Source organism: Klebsiella sp. RHBSTW-00484 (assembly GCF_013705725.1).
Classification (GTDB): domain Bacteria; phylum Pseudomonadota; class Gammaproteobacteria; order Enterobacterales; family Enterobacteriaceae; genus Klebsiella.
Map to the genome: position 1 here is coordinate 4,683,283 of NZ_CP055481.1, position 19,161 is coordinate 4,702,443.

The 19,161-nt window shown below is 52.5% G+C and carries 18 protein-coding genes; 10 read left to right on the top strand and 8 right to left on the bottom strand.

Features of this window, described 5'->3' with window-relative positions; translation table 11 throughout:
• Window positions 1-80 precede the first annotated feature (80 nt).
• The 7 genes from hupB to bolA form a co-directional block, all read right to left on the bottom strand.
• A complete protein-coding gene (gene hupB / locus HV213_RS22095; protein ID WP_002444653.1) occupies window positions 81-353 on the bottom strand; it encodes a nucleoid-associated protein HU-beta in 273 nt (90 codons plus the stop codon).
• A 208-nt stretch (window positions 354-561) separates the two neighbouring features.
• Window positions 562-2,916 (bottom strand): endopeptidase La, encoded by a 2,355-nt coding sequence (gene lon / locus HV213_RS22100; protein WP_181483312.1) that lies wholly within the window; start codon window positions 2,914-2,916, stop codon window positions 562-564.
• 184 nt (window positions 2,917-3,100) lie between these two features.
• Complete coding sequence (gene clpX / locus HV213_RS22105; protein ID WP_110273742.1) at window positions 3,101-4,375, bottom strand: ATP-dependent protease ATP-binding subunit ClpX; 1,275 nt, start codon at window positions 4,373-4,375, stop codon at window positions 3,101-3,103.
• A 132-nt stretch (window positions 4,376-4,507) separates the two neighbouring features.
• Window positions 4,508-5,131 carry an ATP-dependent Clp endopeptidase proteolytic subunit ClpP gene (gene clpP / locus HV213_RS22110; protein ID WP_110273743.1) on the bottom strand — a complete coding sequence of 208 codons (624 nt, stop codon included), beginning with the start codon at window positions 5,129-5,131 and terminating at the stop codon, window positions 4,508-4,510.
• 313 nt (window positions 5,132-5,444) lie between these two features.
• Window positions 5,445-6,743, bottom strand: a complete 1,299-nt coding sequence (tig, locus tag HV213_RS22115) for a trigger factor (protein WP_181483313.1) — start codon at window positions 6,741-6,743, stop codon at window positions 5,445-5,447.
• Between the two features lie 148 nt (window positions 6,744-6,891).
• Complete coding sequence (locus HV213_RS22120) at window positions 6,892-7,056, bottom strand: hypothetical protein (protein ID WP_167492816.1); 165 nt, start codon at window positions 7,054-7,056, stop codon at window positions 6,892-6,894.
• A gap of 34 nt (window positions 7,057-7,090) precedes the next feature.
• Window positions 7,091-7,408 (bottom strand): transcriptional regulator BolA, encoded by a 318-nt coding sequence (gene bolA, locus HV213_RS22125; protein WP_110273745.1) that lies wholly within the window; start codon window positions 7,406-7,408, stop codon window positions 7,091-7,093.
• 301 nt (window positions 7,409-7,709) lie between these two features.
• Between bolA and HV213_RS22130 the strand changes: the two genes are divergently transcribed.
• The 8 genes from HV213_RS22130 (at window position 7,710) to HV213_RS22165 (ending at window position 15,706) form a co-directional block, all read left to right on the top strand.
• The gene (locus tag HV213_RS22130; protein WP_110273918.1) at window positions 7,710-8,288 is read left to right on the top strand and encodes a lipoprotein; all 579 of its coding nucleotides are present in this window, start codon (window positions 7,710-7,712) and stop codon (window positions 8,286-8,288) included.
• Window positions 8,289-8,333: 45 nt separating this feature from the next.
• Window positions 8,334-9,809 (top strand): muropeptide MFS transporter AmpG, encoded by a 1,476-nt coding sequence (gene ampG, locus HV213_RS22135; protein ID WP_181483314.1) that lies wholly within the window; start codon window positions 8,334-8,336, stop codon window positions 9,807-9,809.
• A gap of 480 nt (window positions 9,810-10,289) precedes the next feature.
• Complete coding sequence (cyoA, locus tag HV213_RS22140) at window positions 10,290-11,237, top strand: cytochrome o ubiquinol oxidase subunit II (protein WP_181483315.1); 948 nt, start codon at window positions 10,290-10,292, stop codon at window positions 11,235-11,237.
• A 19-nt stretch (window positions 11,238-11,256) separates the two neighbouring features.
• On the top strand, window positions 11,257-13,248 hold the full coding sequence (cyoB, locus tag HV213_RS22145) for a cytochrome o ubiquinol oxidase subunit I (protein WP_181483316.1): 1,992 nt from the start codon (window positions 11,257-11,259) through the stop codon (window positions 13,246-13,248).
• Window positions 13,238-13,849, top strand: a complete 612-nt coding sequence (locus tag HV213_RS22150; RefSeq protein WP_110273749.1) for a cytochrome o ubiquinol oxidase subunit III — start codon at window positions 13,238-13,240, stop codon at window positions 13,847-13,849. Before cyoB ends, HV213_RS22150 begins: the two co-directional genes overlap by 11 nt.
• Entirely contained in the window at window positions 13,849-14,178 is a 330-nt protein-coding gene (locus HV213_RS22155) for a cytochrome o ubiquinol oxidase subunit IV (protein WP_110273750.1), read from the top strand. The genes HV213_RS22150 and HV213_RS22155 overlap by 1 nt, the downstream gene beginning before the upstream one ends.
• Before the next feature lie 11 nt (window positions 14,179-14,189).
• Window positions 14,190-15,077 carry a heme o synthase gene (gene cyoE / locus HV213_RS22160; protein WP_110273751.1) on the top strand — a complete coding sequence of 296 codons (888 nt, stop codon included), beginning with the start codon at window positions 14,190-14,192 and terminating at the stop codon, window positions 15,075-15,077.
• Between the two features lie 296 nt (window positions 15,078-15,373).
• A complete protein-coding gene (locus HV213_RS22165) occupies window positions 15,374-15,706 on the top strand; it encodes a hypothetical protein (RefSeq protein WP_181483317.1) in 333 nt (110 codons plus the stop codon).
• 41 nt (window positions 15,707-15,747) lie between these two features.
• Here HV213_RS22165 and HV213_RS22170 read toward each other — a convergent pair whose 3' ends face one another.
• The gene (locus HV213_RS22170) at window positions 15,748-16,506 is read right to left on the bottom strand and encodes an IclR family transcriptional regulator domain-containing protein (RefSeq protein WP_181483318.1); all 759 of its coding nucleotides are present in this window, start codon (window positions 16,504-16,506) and stop codon (window positions 15,748-15,750) included.
• A 153-nt stretch (window positions 16,507-16,659) separates the two neighbouring features.
• Here HV213_RS22170 and HV213_RS22175 point away from each other — a divergent pair, with 153 nt between their 5' ends.
• Together HV213_RS22175 and HV213_RS22180 are read left to right on the top strand one after the other, a co-directional pair.
• Window positions 16,660-17,481 carry a shikimate dehydrogenase family protein gene (locus tag HV213_RS22175; protein WP_181483319.1) on the top strand — a complete coding sequence of 274 codons (822 nt, stop codon included), beginning with the start codon at window positions 16,660-16,662 and terminating at the stop codon, window positions 17,479-17,481.
• The gene (locus HV213_RS22180) at window positions 17,478-19,154 is read left to right on the top strand and encodes an FAD-dependent oxidoreductase (protein WP_181483320.1); all 1,677 of its coding nucleotides are present in this window, start codon (window positions 17,478-17,480) and stop codon (window positions 19,152-19,154) included. The genes HV213_RS22175 and HV213_RS22180 overlap by 4 nt, the downstream gene beginning before the upstream one ends.
• Window positions 19,155-19,161: the final 7 nt, after the last annotated feature.

Below are 19,161 nucleotides of genomic sequence, written 5' to 3' on the forward strand. Positions count from 1 at the left end.
AGTCGCATTCTGGCAAATAAAAAAGGCACATCTCGCGATGCGCCCTTGTACTTCGTCACAGACCCCAATGGGGAAGTCGATCAGTTTACCGCGTCTTTCAGTGCTTTACCTGCACGGAAACCCGGTACTTTAGCAGCGGCGATGGTGATTTCTTTACCTGTTTGCGGGTTGCGGCCAGTACGGGCAGCGCGCTCTTTAACAGCAAAAGTACCAAACCCTACCAGCGCAACGTCATCCCCAGCCTGCAGAGATTCAGTAACAGAAGCGATTAAAGCATCTAACGCACGTCCAGCTGCGGCTTTAGAAATGTCCGCACCGGCAGCAATTTTGTCAATCAGTTGAGATTTATTCACTGTTCTCTTCCTCTCTTTATAATTTATATCGCACCAGAATCCTTCGTGGTGCGACCGCGCAGCAGTTATATCAGGACTGTCATGCCCTTACAACAGCGTTGTAAATGACCCCCCTGCCAGCGATCTAAGTTAGCGATACAAAAAAAGGCTGGCAAGTGCGAATTTACTTACCAGCCCTATTTTTCTTAGCGCTATTTGCGCAAAGTCACTATTTTGCCGTGACGACTTCCATGCCGAACGGTTCGTTCTGCAGCGCAAGTGCCAGAACTTCCTCGATTCGTTTCACCGGATGGATATCTAAATCGGCAATAACGTTATCTGGAATTTCTTCAAGGTCACGTTTATTTTCATCAGGAATCAGAACAGTCTTAATACCGCCGCGATGTGCAGCCAGCAGTTTTTCCTTCAAACCACCAATTGGCAGCACCAGACCGCGCAGGGTAATTTCCCCGGTCATTGCCACATCGGCACGCACCGGATTCCCCGTCAGACAGGAAACCAGCGCGGTACACATCGCAATACCGGCGCTTGGACCATCTTTCGGCGTTGCCCCTTCCGGTACGTGAACGTGGATATCGCGTTTTTCGTAAAAATCTGAGTTAATTCCCAGCTTATCCGCACGCGAACGCACCACGGTCAACGCTGCCTGGATGGATTCCTGCATGACTTCACCGAGCGATCCGGTATAGGTCAATTTGCCTTTACCTGGGACGCAGGCGGTTTCAATAGTCAGCAGATCGCCACCCACTTCCGTCCACGCCAGGCCGGTCACCTGACCGACACGGTTTTCGTTATCTGCACGGCCATAGTCATAGCGCTGTACGCCAAGGAAATCATGCAGGTTGTCGCCGTTAATCTCGATGTGTTTCAACGTCTTATCCAGCAACAGCTGTTTAACCGCCTTACGGCACAGTTTAGAGATTTCACGTTCCAGACCACGCACGCCCGCTTCACGGGTGTAATAACGAATGATGCCAACAATAGCGCTATCATCAACCGTCAGTTCGCCTTTCTCCAGCGCGTTACGCTCGATCTGTTTCGACAACAGGTGACGTTTAGCGATGTTCAGCTTTTCATCTTCGGTATAGCCGGATAGACGAATGACTTCCATACGGTCCAATAGCGGTGCCGGAATGTTCATGGAGTTAGAGGTCGCAACAAACATCACGTCGCTGAGATCGTAATCCACTTCCAGATAGTGGTCGTTAAAGGCCACGTTCTGTTCCGGATCCAGGACTTCCAGCAATGCCGAGGCCGGATCGCCGCGCATGTCCGAGGACATTTTGTCGATCTCATCGAGCAGGAATAGTGGGTTTTTAACGCCCACCTTGGCCATCTTCTGGATAAGCTTGCCCGGCATAGAGCCAATGTAGGTACGACGGTGACCGCGGATTTCCGCTTCATCACGCACGCCGCCCAGCGCCATACGCACGTACTTACGTCCGGTTGCTTTGGCGATGGATTGGCCCAGAGAGGTTTTACCCACCCCCGGCGGCCCAACCAGGCACAGGATCGGCCCTTTGAGTTTGTTTACGCGGCTTTGCACTGCGAGGTACTCAAGAATACGATCCTTCACGCGCTCCAGACCGTAGTGGTCGGTGTCGAGGATCTCCTGCGCCTGACGCAGATCTTTTTTGACCTTGCTGCGGGCGTTCCACGGCACCTGCACCATCCAGTCGATGTAGCCACGAACGACGGTCGCTTCCGCCGACATCGGGGACATCATCTTCAGTTTTTGCAGTTCCGCTTCGGTTTTTTCTTTTGCCTCTTTCGGCATTTTCGCCACATCGATCTTACGCTTCAGCGCTTCGTTTTCGTCCGGGGCGTCGTCCATCTCGCCGAGCTCTTTTTGAATGGCTTTCATTTGCTCATTCAGGTAGTACTCGCGCTGAGATTTCTCCATCTGCTTTTTCACGCGGTTGCGAATACGCTTTTCAACCTGCAGCAGATCGATTTCTGACTCCATCATCGCCATCAGATATTCCAGACGTTCGTTAACGTCGGACATCTCCAGCACGGACTGTTTGTCCGCCAGCTTCAGTGGCATATGCGCAGCGATGGTATCCGCCAGGCGTGCCGGATCGTCGATGCTATTGAGCGACGTCAGCACTTCTGGTGGGATTTTTTTGTTCAGCTTGATGTAGCCTTCGAACTGGCTGATAGCGGTGCGAACCAGTACTTCCTGCTCGCGCTCGTCAATCGCCGGCGATTCAAGATATTCCGCTTTCGCCGAAAAATGCTCGCCGTTATCAGACAGTGCAGAAATACGCGCGCGCTGCAAACCTTCGACCAGTACTTTTACCGTACCGTCCGGAAGCTTCAGCATTTGCAAAATAGACGCCACGGTCCCGACGGTGAAAAGATCGTTTACACCCGGCTCATCCGTCGACGCTTCTTTCTGCGCAACCAACATGATTTTTTTATCATGGTCCATGGCCGCTTCGAGACAACGGATAGATTTTTCCCGCCCTACAAACAGGGGTATGACCATGTGCGGATAAACCACCACATCGCGCAACGGCAATACGGGGATTTCAATGCGTTCAGAACGCTCAGGATTCATAGAGCTCTCTCTTAGTTTAAAGTCCGCCAGGTAGCCGACGACGCAATTCAACGACGCGTCGCCGTTAATATGTAAACCAGTATATGGGGATGTATTCCATACATTCAACGGCGGGAATGCAGGAAAAATAAAAGGGGAGATAAAATCCCCCCTTTTTGGTTAACTGCTTGAGCAAGTTGGCTAATTATTCACCAGATGCTTGTTGCGCTTCCGGTTTGCCGTAAATCAGCAACGGTTTGCTTTGCCCTTCGATAACTGATGCGTCGATAACCACTTTTTCGACATCTTCCATCGACGGAAGATCGTACATGGTATCAAGCAGCGCGGCTTCAACGATAGAACGCAGGCCACGAGCACCAGTCTTACGCGCCATCGCTTTCTTAGCGATAGCATCCAGCGCTTCTTCGCGGAACTCCAGTTCAGCCCCTTCCAGGTTGAACAACGCCTGGTACTGCTTGGTCAGGGCGTTTTTCGGCTCTTTCAGGATCTGAATCAGCGCTTCTTCGCTCAGCTCTGTCAGCGTTGCCACTACCGGCAGACGACCGATGAATTCCGGAATCAGACCAAATTTGATCAGATCTTCCGGCTCAACCTGAGACAGCAGCTCGCCTTCGCTGGCTTTGTCGGATTTAGCCTTAACCGTCGCGCCGAAACCAATACCTGAACCGGTTTCTACGCGGTGGGAAATGACTTTATCCAGCCCAGCAAATGCGCCACCGCAGATAAACAGAATCTTGGAGGTATCAACCTGCAAGAACTCCTGCTGCGGATGCTTACGCCCGCCCTGCGGCGGTACGGCAGCAACGGTGCCTTCGATAAGCTTCAGCAGCGCCTGCTGCACGCCTTCGCCAGAAACATCGCGGGTAATCGACGGGTTATCCGATTTACGGGAAATCTTGTCGATTTCATCGATATAGACAATACCGCGCTGCGCTTTCTGCACGTCGTAATCGCACTTCTGCAACAGCTTCTGGATGATGTTCTCAACGTCTTCACCCACATAACCGGCTTCGGTCAGGGTGGTCGCATCAGCCATGGTGAACGGAACATCCAACAGGCGCGCCAGCGTTTCCGCCAGCAGCGTTTTACCGGAACCCGTCGGTCCGATCAGCAGAATGTTACTTTTACCCAATTCGACGCCGTTGCTGGTGTCGCCATTACGCAGACGTTTGTAGTGGTTGTATACCGCCACTGCCAACACTTTTTTCGCCGGTTCCTGGCCGATAACATAATCGTCAAGATGGTGGCGAATTTCGTGCGGAGTCGGCAGTGCACTGCGCTCGCGATGCGGCGCGACTTCTTTGATTTCTTCGCGAATGATGTCGTTACATAAATCAACGCATTCGTCGCAGATATACACGGATGGCCCGGCGATTAGCTTACGCACTTCATGCTGGCTTTTGCCGCAAAAAGAGCAGTACAACAGTTTGCCCGAACCATCTTTGCGTTTATCTGTCATGAGTCCAAACCTCTTATTAAGTTCTTTGTGCCGCACACGACGACGCAAGTGCCATTCTCAGGCGCAAGCCGCTCGCAAGCGTTGTGCCGCCCTCTTTCAAACAAGTATAGCGGCACCCTTGCGCCAGGGGCATCAATTACGATGAGTCAAAATGGAGTCGACGAGGCCGTATTCCACTGCTTCCGAGGCAGAAAGGAAGCGGTCACGCTCGGTGTCGCGCTCGATCTGCTCAAGGGATTGACCCGTATGGTGCGCCATCAGTTCATTCATGCGCCCTTTCACTTTCAGGATTTCACGGGCGTGGATTTCAATATCCGTCGCCTGGCCCTGGTAGCCGCCCAGCGGCTGGTGAATCATCACACGGGAGTTTGGCAGACAGAAACGTTTATCTTTCGCCCCGGCAGTCAGCAGGAACGCGCCCATTGAGCACGCCTGCCCCATACAGATGGTGCTGACGTCAGGCTTAATAAACTGCATGGTGTCGTAGATAGACATCCCGGCGGTGATCACCCCACCCGGCGAGTTAATGTACAGGTAGATATCTTTTTCCGGGTTTTCCGCTTCCAGAAACAGCATCTGCGCCACGATCAGGTTAGCCATGTGGTCTTCTACCTGGCCGGTCATAAAAATGACACGCTCCTTGAGCAGACGGGAGTAAATATCAAATGAACGTTCGCCGCGTGAGGTCTGTTCAATGACCATCGGCACCAGGGCCATATGGGGTGCAAAGTTATCTCGTTCGCCACTGTATGACATTTCCGTCTCCTGGATTAATTTGAAAAAAACCGCTGCACTGATTGTAACCTTATGGACGGATTATCAGCCAGAATTTCTGCCTCAGGCAGAAGTGCATATATGCATACTTTATGACAAAGCATGATCATGCCGATGCAGTTACGTCTCTCGGTTATGGGGATGGCGTTGCCATAATTCAAGCATAACAACCTTTTGGCGTAACGCTATCACTGAAATCGGCTTTTCGCACTCATCCTAAGGCTATCATTGCAATAAAAAACCCGCCGCCTTTCGGCAACGGGTTTTTGCTCAAACCTTAAACCTTGGGGCGAAATTACGCCTGCTGGTTCATCAGCTCACTGAAGGAAGTGGCCGCTTCAGACACTTTAGCTTTCGCCAGCACGGCTTCAACAGCCTGCTCTTCCAGCGCGACGTTGCGCATGTTGTCCATCAGCTCTTTGTTTTTGCTGTAGAACTCAACAACTTCTTTCGGATCTTCGTAAGCAGAAGCCATCTCTTCGATCAGGCCTTTTACGCGATCTTCGTCAGCTTTCAGCTCGTGGGTACGAATCACTTCGCCCAGCAGCAGACCAACAACAACGCGGCGTTTAGCCTGTTCTTCAAACAGTTCACGCGGCAGTTCCAGAGCTTGTTGCTCGTTACCACCAAAGCGCTGAGCAGCCTGGCGACGCAGAACGTCGATTTCGCTGTCGATCAGTGCAGACGGTACGTCGATATCGTTAGCTTTTACCAGACCTTCGATAGCCTGAGACTTAACGCGGTTACGTACTGCGCCTTTCAGCTCGCGCTCCATGTTTTTACGCACTTCAGCGCGCAGACCCGCTACAGAACCATCTTCAACGCCGAAACGCTTGATGAATTCTTCAGTCAGTTCCGGCAGTTCACGTTCTTCAACTTTCTTCAGGTTGATAACGAATTTAGCCGCTTTACCTTTCAGGTTTTCTGCGTGGTACTCTTCCGGGAAGGTCACGTCGATAGTGAATTCTTCGCCCGCTTTGTGGCCTTTGATACCGTCTTCAAAGCCTGGGATCATACGACCCTGGCCCATCGCCAGTACGAAGTCAGACGCTTTGCCGCCTTCAAACTCTTCGCCGTCAACGGAACCGGTGAAGTCAACGGTGACGCGATCTTCTGCATCAACAGCGCCGTCTTTATCTTTCCAGTTAGCCTGCTGCTTGCGCAGGGTATCCAGCATGGTATCAACGTCAGCGTCAGTGACTTCAACAACCGGTTTTTCAACTTCGATTGCTTCCAGACCCTGCAGTTCAACTTCCGGATAGACTTCGAACTCTACTGCGTAGGTGAAATCTTCACCCAGCTTGTATTCGCCCGGAACGTAGTTCGGTGCGCCAGCCGGATTAATCTTCTCTTTGATGATCGCGTCAACAAAGTTGCGGCTCATCAGGTCACCCAGCACGTCCTGGCGAACAGAAGCGCCATAACGCTGAGCAACGACATTCATCGGCACTTTGCCTTTACGGAAGCCGTCAATGCGAACTTTTTTCGCTACGTTGACCAGCTCGCTTTTGACAGCATTCTCGATGCTGTCAGCGGCGATAGTAATCGTTACACGGCGCCCAAGGCCCTGAGTGGTTTCAACTGAAACTTGCATCTTGTTACCTCAAAAAAATCACAGTGCTCGGTCAACTCTGGAAGCGCGTGTAGGTTGCTTCGCAGAACCGGGATGCCCTCTTCAAATCAGAAACACATTCCCTGTCGTCAGAATCATCCCGAAGACATTCATAATAAAAGACGCGGCATTATAGCGGCATCACTTTTGTGAGTCGAGAACGGTTGTCGCCCACTGTTGCGGCATTTTTCACATTTCCCGAGCAAATCTGCCTGTAAAAACGCTCAAGCTGAATGTTTTCCAGGCAAAACAAAACGGCCCGTAGGCCGTTTTCTGATAAATCTTCACGCAACATACTGGAAAAGCTCCAGCGGTTGCAAATACGATTTCTACGCGATACTTCCAGCTCCACGACAAGGAGGAGAAGCGAAGATGGTATCCTGCAGTCCTTCCCACTCTTTAATCGTATAGGTATGCAGCGCCAGAGCATGCACGGTGCTTGAGAGTTCCTCTGTCAACGTCCCATAAATCATGCGATGACGATTGAGAAAACGCTCGCCAAGGAAGCGATCGCTCACCAACACCACTTTAAAATGACTTTCAGAGCCCGCAGGAACGTTGTGGCGATAACTTTCATCCACGACTTCAAGATACACCGGGTCGAACGCTGCTCTAAGTTTTGCTTCGATCTGTTCACGTATCATCATGAATTTTCTCCTCCGACAACGCTGTATTGCCGCCATTCCCTTTAAATGTTAGCCGCTTTTACCGCTTCCATTAGGCGAAAACAACAAAAAATTAGCATTCCTCCGATATTTTCATTCAAAAGTATCGGGTTTACTCACTCAGTCCGTCAGAACAACCGCCAAAATCATGATAATAAATGAGGCAAGAACAGAAAACGCACAAGACGATGAATTTACATGCGTTGCTACTTCCCCTTGCCGTTGGCGATGTTATGATGACGGGAATTTCCTCATTACACCCCCATGCGTTGAGACCCTGAACATGTTTAAGAAAATTCTTTTTCCTTTGGTCGCGCTGTTTATGCTGGCCGGATGCGCAACTCCGCCGACCACTATTGATGTTTCACCAAAAATCACCCTGCCGCAGCAGGATCCAAGTCTGATGGGCGTGACCGTCAGCATCAACGGCGCCGATCAGCGTCCGGACCAGGCGCTGGCAAAAGTCACTCGCGACAACCAGCAGGTCACGCTGACGGCCTCCCGCGATCTGCGTTTCTTACTGCAGGAAGTGCTGGAGAAACAGATGACCTCTCGCGGCTATATGATTGGGCCGAACGGCGCGGTTGACCTGCAAATTATCGTTAACAAACTGTACGCCGACGTTTCCCAGGGCAATGTGCGTTACAACATCGCAACCAAAGCCGATATTGCTATCATCGCGACCGCAGCAAACGGTAATAAGATGAACAAAAACTATCGTGCCAGCTATACCGTTGAAGGTGCATTCCAGGCCTCGAACCAGAATATCGCCAATGCGGTTAATAGCGTCCTGACCGATACCATCGCCGATATGGCACAGGACACCAGCATTCACGATTTCATCAAACAAAACGCTCGTTAATTAACCGAAGACCCGGCCTCGCGCCGGGTCTTCGCTATATACCTTATGTCCAATCATTACTTACGCATTTTCACACAGCCTAAATCGGCCATTTTGCTGATCCTTGGCTTTGCTTCTGGGTTACCCCTCGCCCTCACTTCCGGTACACTGCAGGCCTGGATGACCGTTGAGAATATCGATCTAAAAACGATTGGTTTTTTCTCCCTCGTCGGCCAGGCCTACGTCTTTAAGTTTCTTTGGTCGCCGCTGATGGACCGCTACACGCCGCCTTTTCTTGGTCGTCGTCGCGGCTGGCTGTTAGCTACCCAGTTCCTGTTACTTATCGCTATTGCGGCAATGGGATTCCTTGAGCCGTCCACGCAATTGCGCTGGATGGCGGCGCTGGCGGTGGTTATCGCCTTCTGCTCCGCCTCTCAGGATATCGTCTTCGATGCGTGGAAAACGGATGTGCTGGCAGCGGAAGAACGCGGTACCGGCGCGGCGATTAGCGTACTGGGCTATCGCCTGGGGATGCTGGTTTCCGGCGGTCTCGCCCTTTGGCTTGCCGATCGCTGGTTAGGCTGGCAGGGGATGTACTGGCTGATGGCCGCACTGCTGATCCCCTGCATCATCGCCACCCTGTTAGCCCCGGAGCCCAGCGACGTCATTCCGGTGCCAAAAACGCTTGAGCAGGCCGTTGCCGCGCCGCTGCGTGACTTCTTTGGCCGCAATAACGCCTGGCTGATTCTGCTGCTGATCGTCCTTTATAAGCTTGGTGATGCCTTTGCCATGAGCCTGACCACGACGTTTCTGATTCGCGGCGTCGGCTTCGATGCGGGCGAAGTCGGCATGGTCAACAAAACGCTGGGCCTGTTCGCCACCATTGTCGGCGCACTGTATGGTGGAGTATTAATGCAGCGCCTGACGCTGTTCCGCGCGCTGTTCATTTTTGGTCTCTTGCAGGGAGTGTCCAACGCCGGTTACTGGCTGCTGTCGATTACCGATAAACACCTTTTCTCGATGGCGACGGCGGTGTTTTTCGAAAACCTGTGCGGTGGGATGGGTACGGCAGCATTCGTCGCGCTGCTGATGACGCTGTGCAATAAATCCTTCTCAGCCACGCAATTTGCGCTGCTCTCCGCACTTTCCGCCGTCGGGCGCGTGTACGTCGGCCCTATTGCGGGTTGGTTTGTTGAAGCGCACGGCTGGCCTACGTTCTATCTCTTCTCTGTGGTTGCCGCTGTGCCGGGGATTTTGCTGCTACTGGTCTGCCGACGCACGCTGGAACATACCCAGCGCTCGGAGAGTTTCATGCCGCGCACGCACTTTTCGCAGACTTATTCGCTGGCATTAATGATTCTGGCGATAGGGTGTTTGATGCTGTCAATATGGCTGCTTTTACTGGTGTTAAATGCGCTGGATTACACCAACTTTTCCTTCCTTGCTGGCCTGCTGGAGATCGCCGTGCTGACAGCCGTTGGCGGTATTTTGCTCGGTGCTTTCCTTGATTATCTGGCGTTACGCAAAACTGAGCTGATGTAAATCATCCAGGAAACGTTAGGGGACGTTGTAATTACGAAACGTAATTATAACGTCTTATTAACGATTTTATATTCATCATACTTCATTTGTTGTTTTGTGCGTTTTAGATTTCTGGAAATTATTGACAACTTTCATTCTGTTTTATAAAAAATTTAACCGATTCAGCTCGCGTGATTTATTTTTCCGCTTTTATCACGTCTTTTATTTGATGCGCAATTGTTAATTATTTGTTTTATTTTACGCATAGTTATACTCATTCCCTTATAAGTCACTCCATTCTTATCTCTTTCGCTATCAATCCCGCATAAATCAAGCTTTGCAAGCTATTACGTCACACTCCGTAACATATGTGACAAACCAAGCAGAAGCCGCTAACACGGAACAGACACAGATCCAATGATGTTTACAGTAATGCAACCTTCCCGTAAAATGCCCGTACACTTTAAGCGCCACCAGATTCCGTGGAATTGAGGTCGTTCAATGAGACTTAGGAAATACAATAAAAGTTTGGGATGGATGTCATTAATCGCAGGTACTGTATTACTCAGTGGTTGTGATTCTGCGCTCCTCGACCCAAAAGGACAGATTGGACTGGAGCAACGCTCTCTGATTCTGACGGCCTTTGGCCTGATGATGATTGTCGTTATTCCAGCCGTCTTGATGGCAGTAGGATTTGCCTGGAAGTATCGTGCGAGCAATAAAGATGCGAAGTATAGCCCGAACTGGTCACACTCCAACAAAGTTGAAGCTGTGGTCTGGACGGTTCCTATTCTGATCATCCTGTTCCTGGCCGTTCTGACCTGGAAAACAACTCACGCATTAGAGCCAAGCAAACCGCTTGCTCACGATGAAAAACCAATCGTTATCGAAGTCGTTTCGATGGACTGGAAATGGTTCTTCATCTATCCGGAACAAGGTATTGCTACCGTCAACGAAATCGCCTTCCCGGCGAACGTACCGGTACACTTTAAAGTGACCTCCAATTCCGTGATGAACTCGTTCTTTATCCCACGTTTAGGCAGCCAGATTTACGCAATGGCCGGGATGCAGACTCAGCTGCACCTCATTGCGAACGAAGCTGGTACTTACGACGGTATCTCCGCCAGCTATAGCGGCCCGGGCTTCTCTGGAATGAAGTTCAAAGCTATCGCCACGCCGGATCGTGCAACCTTCGATCAGTGGGTAGCGAAAGCAAAACAGTCTGCGAATGCCATGGATTCTATGGATACGTTCGACAAACTGGCAGCGCCTAGCGAATACAACAAAGTGGAATACTTCTCTAACGTGAAACCTGATTTGTTTAAAGATGTTGTTAACAAATTTATGTCTCACGGTAAGAGCATGGATATGTCCCAAACTGAAGGCGAGCACGCAGCGCACGAAGGGATGGAAGGCATGGACATGAGCCACGCGGAAACCGCTCACTAAGGGGCCGAGGAAGAAAACGATGTTCGGAAAACTTACACTGGATGCAGTGCCCTACCATGAACCCATTGTTATGGTTACGGTGGCTGCAATTATCCTTGGGGGACTGGCGCTTCTGGCGGCTATTACTTACTTCGGTAAGTGGTCCTACCTATGGAACGAGTGGCTGACTTCGGTCGACCACAAACGTCTCGGTATCATGTACGTTATCGTAGCAATCGTGATGTTGCTGCGTGGCTTTGCTGACGCCGTAATGATGCGTAGCCAGCAAGTGCTGGCCTCGGCCGGGGAAGCAGGCTTCCTGCCGCCTCACCACTACGATCAGATCTTTACCGCCCACGGCGTTATCATGATCTTCTTCGTAGCGATGCCGTTTGTTATCGGTCTGATGAACCTGGTGGTTCCACTGCAGATAGGTGCGCGCGACGTTGCCTTCCCATTCCTTAACAACCTGAGCTTCTGGTTCACCGTTGTGGGCGTGATTCTGGTTAACCTCTCTCTGGGCGTCGGTGAATTCGCGCAGACCGGTTGGCTGGCCTATCCGCCGCTATCGGGAATCGAGTACAGTCCGGGAGTCGGGGTCGATTACTGGATCTGGGCGCTTCAGCTCTCCGGTATTGGTACCACGTTAACCGGTATTAACTTCTTCGTGACGATTATCAAGATGCGTGCCCCTGGCATGACCATGTTCAAGATGCCGGTATTTACCTGGGCATCTCTGTGCGCCAACATCCTGATTATCGCCTCCTTCCCAATTCTGACCGTCACCGTCGCGCTGCTGACCCTGGACCGCTACCTGGGCACCCATTTCTTTACCAACGATATGGGTGGCAACATGATGATGTACATCAACCTGATTTGGGCCTGGGGCCACCCGGAAGTGTATATCCTGGTTCTGCCAGTATTCGGTGTCTTCTCCGAAATCGCTGCAACCTTCTCGCGTAAGCGTCTGTTTGGCTATACCTCGCTGGTGTGGGCAACAGTGTGTATTACCGTTCTGTCGTTCATCGTTTGGCTGCACCACTTCTTTACTATGGGTGCGGGCGCGAACGTAAACGCCTTCTTCGGTATTACCACCATGATTATCGCCATCCCGACCGGGGTTAAGATCTTCAACTGGCTGTTTACCATGTACCAGGGCCGCATCGTCTTCAACTCTGCAATGCTGTGGACGATTGGCTTTATCGTGACCTTCTCTGTAGGTGGTATGACCGGCGTTCTACTGGCGGTACCGGGCGCAGACTTCGTGCTGCACAACAGTCTGTTCCTGATCGCACACTTCCATAACGTCATCATCGGCGGCGTGGTGTTCGGTTGCTTCGCAGGTCTGACCTACTGGTGGCCGAAAGCCTTTGGCTTTACGCTGAACGAAACCTGGGGCAAACGCGCTTTCTGGTTGTGGATCATCGGCTTCTTCGTCGCATTTATGCCGCTGTACGTGCTGGGCTTTATGGGTATGACCCGTCGCCTGAGCCAGCAGATTGACCCGCAGTTCCACCCAATGCTGGTTGTTGCAGCTTGCGGTGCAGCGCTGATCGCCTGCGGTATTCTTTGCCAGCTGATTCAGTTCTATGTGTCCATCCGCGATCGCGAACAGAACCGCGACCTGACTGGTGACCCATGGGGCGGCCGTACTCTGGAGTGGGCAACCTCTTCTCCTCCGCCGTTCTATAACTTCGCTATTGTTCCGAACATCCACGAGCGCGATGCGTTCTGGGAAATGAAAGAAAAAGGCGATGCGTATAAGAAACCAGCAGGCTATGAAGAGATTCATATGCCGAAAAACAGCGGCGCAGGCATCGTTATTGCTGCTTTCGCAACGGTGTTTGGTTTCGCAATGATCTGGCACATCTGGTGGATGGCGATTGCAAGCTTCGTCGGTATCCTGGTAACCTGGATTATTAAGAGCTTTGACGAGGACGTGGATTACTACGTGCCGGTTGCAGTAGTCGAAAAACTGGAAAATCAGCATTTCGATGAGATTAACAAAGCAGGGCTGAAAAATGGCAACTGATACTCTTGCGCATAACGCCCACGCGCACGAACACGGGCACCATGATACAGGACCGATGAAGGTATTCGGTTTCTGGATCTACCTGATGAGCGACTGCATTATCTTCGCCACTCTGTTCGCAACCTATGCCGTTCTGGTGAACGGCACGGCGGGCGGTCCAACAGGTAAAGATATTTTCGAACTGCCGTTCGTTCTGGTTGAAACCGCTCTGCTGCTGTTCAGCTCCATCACCTACGGCATGGCGGCGATCGCCATGTACAAAAACAACAAGAGCCAGGTGGTTTCCTGGCTGGCGCTGACCTTCCTCTTCGGGGCAGGGTTCATCGCGATGGAAATCTATGAATTCCATCACCTGATTGTTGAAGGTATGGGCCCGGATCGCAGCGGATTCCTGTCAGCATTCTTCGCGCTGGTCGGCACCCACGGTCTGCACGTGACCTCCGGTCTTATCTGGATGGCGGTCCTGATGGTACAGGTTTCACGTCGCGGCCTGACCAGCACTAACCGCACCCGTATCATGTGCCTGAGCCTGTTCTGGCACTTCCTGGACGTAGTGTGGATCTGCGTGTTCTCTGTAGTCTATCTGATGGGGGCAATGTAATGAGTCATTCTAGCGATCATAACGGCGCTTCTCACGGCAGCGTAAAGAGCTACATGACAGGTTTTATCCTGTCGATCATTCTGACGGTTATCCCGTTTGCTATGGTTATGAGTGGCTCCGCATCGCATGCGGTTATTCTGGGAACCATCCTGATTACTGCAGTTGTGCAGATTGTGGTACATCTCGTGTACTTCCTGCACATGAACAGTAAGTCGGACGAAGGTTGGAACCTGACCGCATTTATCTTCACCGTAATCATCATTGCTATCGTAGTTGTCGGCTCCATCTGGATTATGTGGAACCTGAACTACAACATGATGATGCACTAAGAGCGGCGAGTATGTTTAAGCAATACCTGCAAGTAACGAAACCAGGCATCATTTTTGGCAACCTGATCTCCGTGATCGGCGGTTTCCTGCTGGCCTCCAAAGGCCACATCGACTATCCGCTGTTCATCTGGACGCTCCTTGGAGTCTCCCTGGTGGTCGCCTCGGGTTGTGTTTTCAACAACTATATCGACCGTGATATCGACAGAAAGATGGAACGGACGAAAAACCGGGTGCTGGTCAAAGGGCTGATCTCGCCAAAAACGTCGCTGGTATACGCCACCCTGCTGGGTATTGCTGGCTTCATGCTTCTGTGGTTTGGCGCTAATCCACTGGCCTGCTGGCTGGGAGTGATGGGGTTTGTCGTTTATGTCGGCGTTTACAGCCTGTATATGAAACGCCACTCCGTCTACGGCACGCTGATTGGCTCTCTCTCCGGCGCTGCGCCGCCGGTGATTGGCTACTGCGCGGTGACCGGTGACTTTGACAGCGGTGCCGCCATTCTGCTGGCAATTTTCAGCCTGTGGCAGATGCCTCACTCTTACGCCATCGCGATTTTCCGCTTCAAGGATTATCAAGCGGCGAATATTCCGGTTCTGCCGGTAGTGAAAGGCATTTCAGTGGCTAAAAACCATATCACCGTTTACATCATCGCTTTCGCCGTCGCGACGCTGATGCTCTCTCTGGGCGGCTACGCTGGGTATAAATATCTGGTTGTCGCTGCGGCAGTGAGCGTCTGGTGGCTTGGGATGGCGCTGCGCGGTTATAAAGTGGTGGATGATAAAGTCTGGGCGCGCAAGCTGTTCGTCTTTTCCATCGTTGCCATTACCGCGCTATCAGTGATGATGTCCGTTGACTTCATGGTGCCAGATTCACATAACCTGCTGACGATGGTCAGATAAGACCACATTCAGCAACCGCTCAACAGCCTCCGTTCGCAAGACCGGGGGCTGTTTTTTTGTCCGCCAGTCTGACTCCCCTCCTCTACCTGAATTCACTTCAGATGAAAAATCACCGACATCATTTCATATCCGGTAAAACCATCATTAGTCGTTCGCTCATTAGGTTCACATAAAAATAATAAATAAATCAGTATCATGCTTAAGTCTCTGGCTGGTTTGCCTTTATTTAACGGTGTTAGTCTTTCACGGTGAGCGAGTGGCTCACTTATAGCAATCCGTTTTATAAGGGAATAAAAATGAAAGAGTTAACATTCAGCGAAATGGAATATGTTTCAGGTGGCTTTAATCTGATGAACGCTGTCACCGGCTTTACGAATTTTGTAGTGAACTCCGGGCTGGGATTTGGTTCTTTTGTCGCCACTTCAGGTGCTGCTTTTGCTAACTTCGTCATTGATAGCGCGGTAGAGTTTGGCAAGTTTGTCATCGGTCAATCAAACTGGAATACCTTTGTGTCAGCCGGTTCGAACAACTGGAATGGCTTTGTTAATACCGCGGCAAACAGCTGGTCCAACTTCGTGAACAACGCAGGCACGGACTGGAACAGCTTTATCGACGGCGCGAAAGCGTAATATTTCGGGCAGGTTCTGAACCTGCCCGTTTCTTCTCTGGGTTATCCCACCAACATTACCTGCGCGCTATAGAGCAAATCGAGATGGTCACGGCATAGCGCCTCAAGGGAAGTACGCGATAGATGGCTGGTTAAGCTCAGTGCTCCCCAGTAAGTCCCCTCCCTGTCAGACAACGGTACCGCCAGCACCAGCATGCCTATTTCAAACTCCTGCTCAATAGAGGCATATCCCTGGCGACGAACCAGGGCGATTTTCTCCATCAGCGCCGCGACGTCCGTCACCGTATACGGCGTTCGCTGCTCGCGCCTAATCCGCTGCAATACGGCTTCGCATTCGGCTTCCGGCAACGAAGCCAGCCACAGCCGCCCTCCGGCAGTACAGTAAATCGGCACCCTCTCCCCCAGCCGCACGGAGGTCGAGTTAAACGGCGTATGTTTGCTGCGAGCGATGTACACCAGCTCATCATCATCAATCACGCCGACCGAGGCATGTTCTTCGGTTCGGCTGGCAATGTATTCAACAATGGGCCGCACCATGCGCGGGAACTGGGCGGAATCAACATACGCCTGCCCCAGACGTAACGCTTTGGGCGTTAGCCAGTAATAGCGTCCATCGGTCTGCAAATAGCGATCGTGCAGCAGTGTGAGAAGAAACCGCCGCGCCGCGCTTTGCGTCAACCCACTCATTTTCGCCGCCTGCGGTACGGTGAGCCTTGGAAACTCTTTAGAGAACAGCTGAATCAACGCCAGTCCTTTTTGCAGGCCGACGATCAGATCGCGGGAATGTATTTCGTTTTGCATAGTTGTTCACACTTTCGCAACAATACAATCAGTTTAGCGCGATTATCGCAGTGATGGTGCGATTAACAACCAATATGGCCGAATTCTGCGTTGCCGCTCTCAGCTTCCGCTGAAATACTTTCACAACATTCATTTAACAAAATGAGGTTTGAAATGGTCAGTGGATTCACGCAGGTTGTCGCCGTTATCGGCCATCCGATTACCCAGGTTAAATCGCCGGAGAACTTTAACCGCTATTTCGCTGACCAGCAGATGGACAGCGTCATGATCCCGGTCGATATCGCTCCCGAAGCCATCGCCGATTATCTAAAATCGCTACGCGGATGGCACAACATGAGCGGCGTGCTGGTCACCGTCCCGCATAAACAGCGTGCAGCCTCGCTGGTGGATGAGCTAACGCCGCGCGCTCGTCACCTCAACGCCGTGAATGTGATCCGCAAGCTGGCAGATGGTCGTTTACAGGGCGATATGCTCGATGGCGTCGGCTTTCAACTCGCCGCTCAGGCGCACGGATTCAATGCCGCGGGTAAAAGCGCGCTGCTCTCCGGCTGCGGTGGCGTCGGCAGCGCAATTGCGTGGGGACTCTGCGAAGCAGGCATCAGCCAGCTGGCGCTTTATGACCAGAATCCGGCAACCCTTCAGTTACTACACAATCGTCTGGCAACCCATTTTCCACAGGTTCATCTCACCGAGCTGCCCGCAACGCTCGCAGACCTTGATTTAGTGGTCAACGGCTCCCCGGCGGGAATGAGCGGTTTTGATCCCTTACCGCTACCGCAGGCGCTACTGGAAACGCTCCAGCCATCGACTCACGTCGCAGACGTAGTCACCGCACCGGTAATGACACCATTACTCACTTTTGCTCAACATCGCGGCTGCGTCATCCAGACCGGGCCGGAAATGGCGCTGGCACAGATGAAGCTGATGGGAGAGTTCATTGGCGCAATCCCGCATGAACAAGGAGCAGCGGCATGAAAAGCTGGGATGTCATTGTCATCGGCAGCGGCGCCGCGGGCTTTGCCACCGCGGTAACTGCCTGCTGTAAGGGACTGTCGGTACTGATGCTGGAAAAAGCCCCTCAGTTTGGCGGTACCTCGGCGATTTCCGGCGGTGCAGTATGGATCCACGATAGCGATCAGGCACGGAAACCGGCCAAAAACAGCCCTTCACAGGAGATTAAAACCTACCTCCATACCATTATCGGCGAACAAAACTATCGCCAGGATCTGGTCGACGCCTTTGTCACTTCCGGTCGCGAGGCGCTGGCGTTTCTGGAAAAAGAGGGAGCGGTAAAATATAGCCTGCGCCCACTCTCGCCGGATTACTACCCGGATGAGCCCGGTGCCGTTGATGTAGGCCGGGCGCTGGAAGTGGTGGAGTATGACGGGCGGGAGCTGGGTGAGCATTTTCGCGACCTGCGCGCGCCGCCACCGGGGATGCTGCTGTTTGGCGGGATGATGGTTAACCGCGTTGATATCCAGCACTTTCTCGATATGCGTCGTTCCCTGCGTTCACTATCGCACTGTAGCAAGCTGCTGCTGCGCTACGGTCGCGACCGCCTGAAGCATCATCGCGGTACCCGACTGGCAATGGGCAATGCACTGATCGCCCGCATGGCGACGCTCGCCTTTCGCAAAGGCATGACCCTCAAGCTCAACGTCAACGTGCTTTTGCTTACCGAACGCAACGGTGAAGTGACCGGCGTCGAGATTGAGCATGATGGTCAGAAGCAAACCCTGGAAGCCCGCTGCGGCGTGGTGCTGGCTGCCGGAGGGTTTGCCGCAGGTGACCTGGCCGGGCAATATCGGCCCAAAACCCGCGAGCACTACACCATGTCGCCTGGCGCCAACGACGGTGCCGCTTTTCGCCTGGCGGCAACAGTTCACGCCCGCGAAGGCGCGGACTTATCCTCCAACTTTTTCTGGGCCCCGGTATCGGTTTTACGTCGTCCTGATGGTACTGAAGAGCGCTTTCCCCATCTCGTAACCGACCGGGCTAAGCCCGGCGTTATCGCCATCAACCAACGTGCGGTGCGCTTCGTCAACGAATCGAACTCCTATCACCACTTTGCCAGCGCCATGCAAAGCCGGGCTGAAAATGCGCCCTGCTTTCTGATTTGCGATGCCCAGGCCATGAAGCGCTACGGCCTCGGCCTGGCGCGACCAGCCCCGGTGAATAACGATGCGCTGGTGAAAGCAGGTTATCTGCACAAAGCCGATTCTCTTGCTGAGCTGGCGCAACAGATCGGGCTGGACCCGCAGGCGCTCAACGACACGGTGACCCGCTATAACCACGATGCCGCCGAGGGACTTGACCCGGAGTTTGCCAAAGGCGGTAACAGCTATAACCGCGCGATGGGCGATCCGAGCCACCAGCCAAACGCCTGTAACGCCCCGCTAACGAACGCGCCATTTTATGCCGTTACGCTCTATACCGGCGATCTCGGGACCTCACGCGGGCTGGTCACCACCGCCGATGCCCAAGTGGTTAATCAACAAGGCCTGCCTATTAAAGGGCTCTATGCCGTCGGCAACGATATGGATTCGATCATGGCCGGAACCTATCCCGGCCCCGGAATCACCCTCGGCCCGGCGCTAACCTTCGGCTACCTCTCAGCCAGCCATATGGCACAACAACACGCACTGTAAACTGGAG

What these genes read in the sequence shown, in the direction of transcription:
- HV213_RS22155 (WP_110273750.1), top strand. Translation starts at nt 13,849, where the DNA reads ATGAGTCATTCTAGCGATCATAACGGCGCTTCTCACGGCAGCGTAAAG.
- lon (WP_181483312.1), bottom strand. Translation starts at nt 2,916, where the DNA reads ATGAATCCTGAGCGTTCTGAACGCATTGAAATCCCCGTATTGCCGTTG.
- ampG (WP_181483314.1), top strand. Translation starts at nt 8,334, where the DNA reads ATGTCCAATCATTACTTACGCATTTTCACACAGCCTAAATCGGCCATT.
- HV213_RS22120 (WP_167492816.1), bottom strand. Translation starts at nt 7,056, where the DNA reads ATGTTGCGTGAAGATTTATCAGAAAACGGCCTACGGGCCGTTTTGTTT.
- HV213_RS22170 (WP_181483318.1), bottom strand. Translation starts at nt 16,506, where the DNA reads ATGCAAAACGAAATACATTCCCGCGATCTGATCGTCGGCCTGCAAAAA.
- cyoE (WP_110273751.1), top strand. Translation starts at nt 14,190, where the DNA reads ATGTTTAAGCAATACCTGCAAGTAACGAAACCAGGCATCATTTTTGGC.
- HV213_RS22130 (WP_110273918.1), top strand. Translation starts at nt 7,710, where the DNA reads ATGTTTAAGAAAATTCTTTTTCCTTTGGTCGCGCTGTTTATGCTGGCC.
- tig (WP_181483313.1), bottom strand. Translation starts at nt 6,743, where the DNA reads ATGCAAGTTTCAGTTGAAACCACTCAGGGCCTTGGGCGCCGTGTAACG.
- cyoA (WP_181483315.1), top strand. Translation starts at nt 10,290, where the DNA reads ATGAGACTTAGGAAATACAATAAAAGTTTGGGATGGATGTCATTAATC.
- clpX (WP_110273742.1), bottom strand. Translation starts at nt 4,375, where the DNA reads ATGACAGATAAACGCAAAGATGGTTCGGGCAAACTGTTGTACTGCTCT.
- HV213_RS22175 (WP_181483319.1), top strand. Translation starts at nt 16,660, where the DNA reads ATGGTCAGTGGATTCACGCAGGTTGTCGCCGTTATCGGCCATCCGATT.
- HV213_RS22180 (WP_181483320.1), top strand. Translation starts at nt 17,478, where the DNA reads ATGAAAAGCTGGGATGTCATTGTCATCGGCAGCGGCGCCGCGGGCTTT.
- HV213_RS22150 (WP_110273749.1), top strand. Translation starts at nt 13,238, where the DNA reads ATGGCAACTGATACTCTTGCGCATAACGCCCACGCGCACGAACACGGG.
- cyoB (WP_181483316.1), top strand. Translation starts at nt 11,257, where the DNA reads ATGTTCGGAAAACTTACACTGGATGCAGTGCCCTACCATGAACCCATT.
- clpP (WP_110273743.1), bottom strand. Translation starts at nt 5,131, where the DNA reads ATGTCATACAGTGGCGAACGAGATAACTTTGCACCCCATATGGCCCTG.
- bolA (WP_110273745.1), bottom strand. Translation starts at nt 7,408, where the DNA reads ATGATGATACGTGAACAGATCGAAGCAAAACTTAGAGCAGCGTTCGAC.
- HV213_RS22165 (WP_181483317.1), top strand. Translation starts at nt 15,374, where the DNA reads ATGAAAGAGTTAACATTCAGCGAAATGGAATATGTTTCAGGTGGCTTT.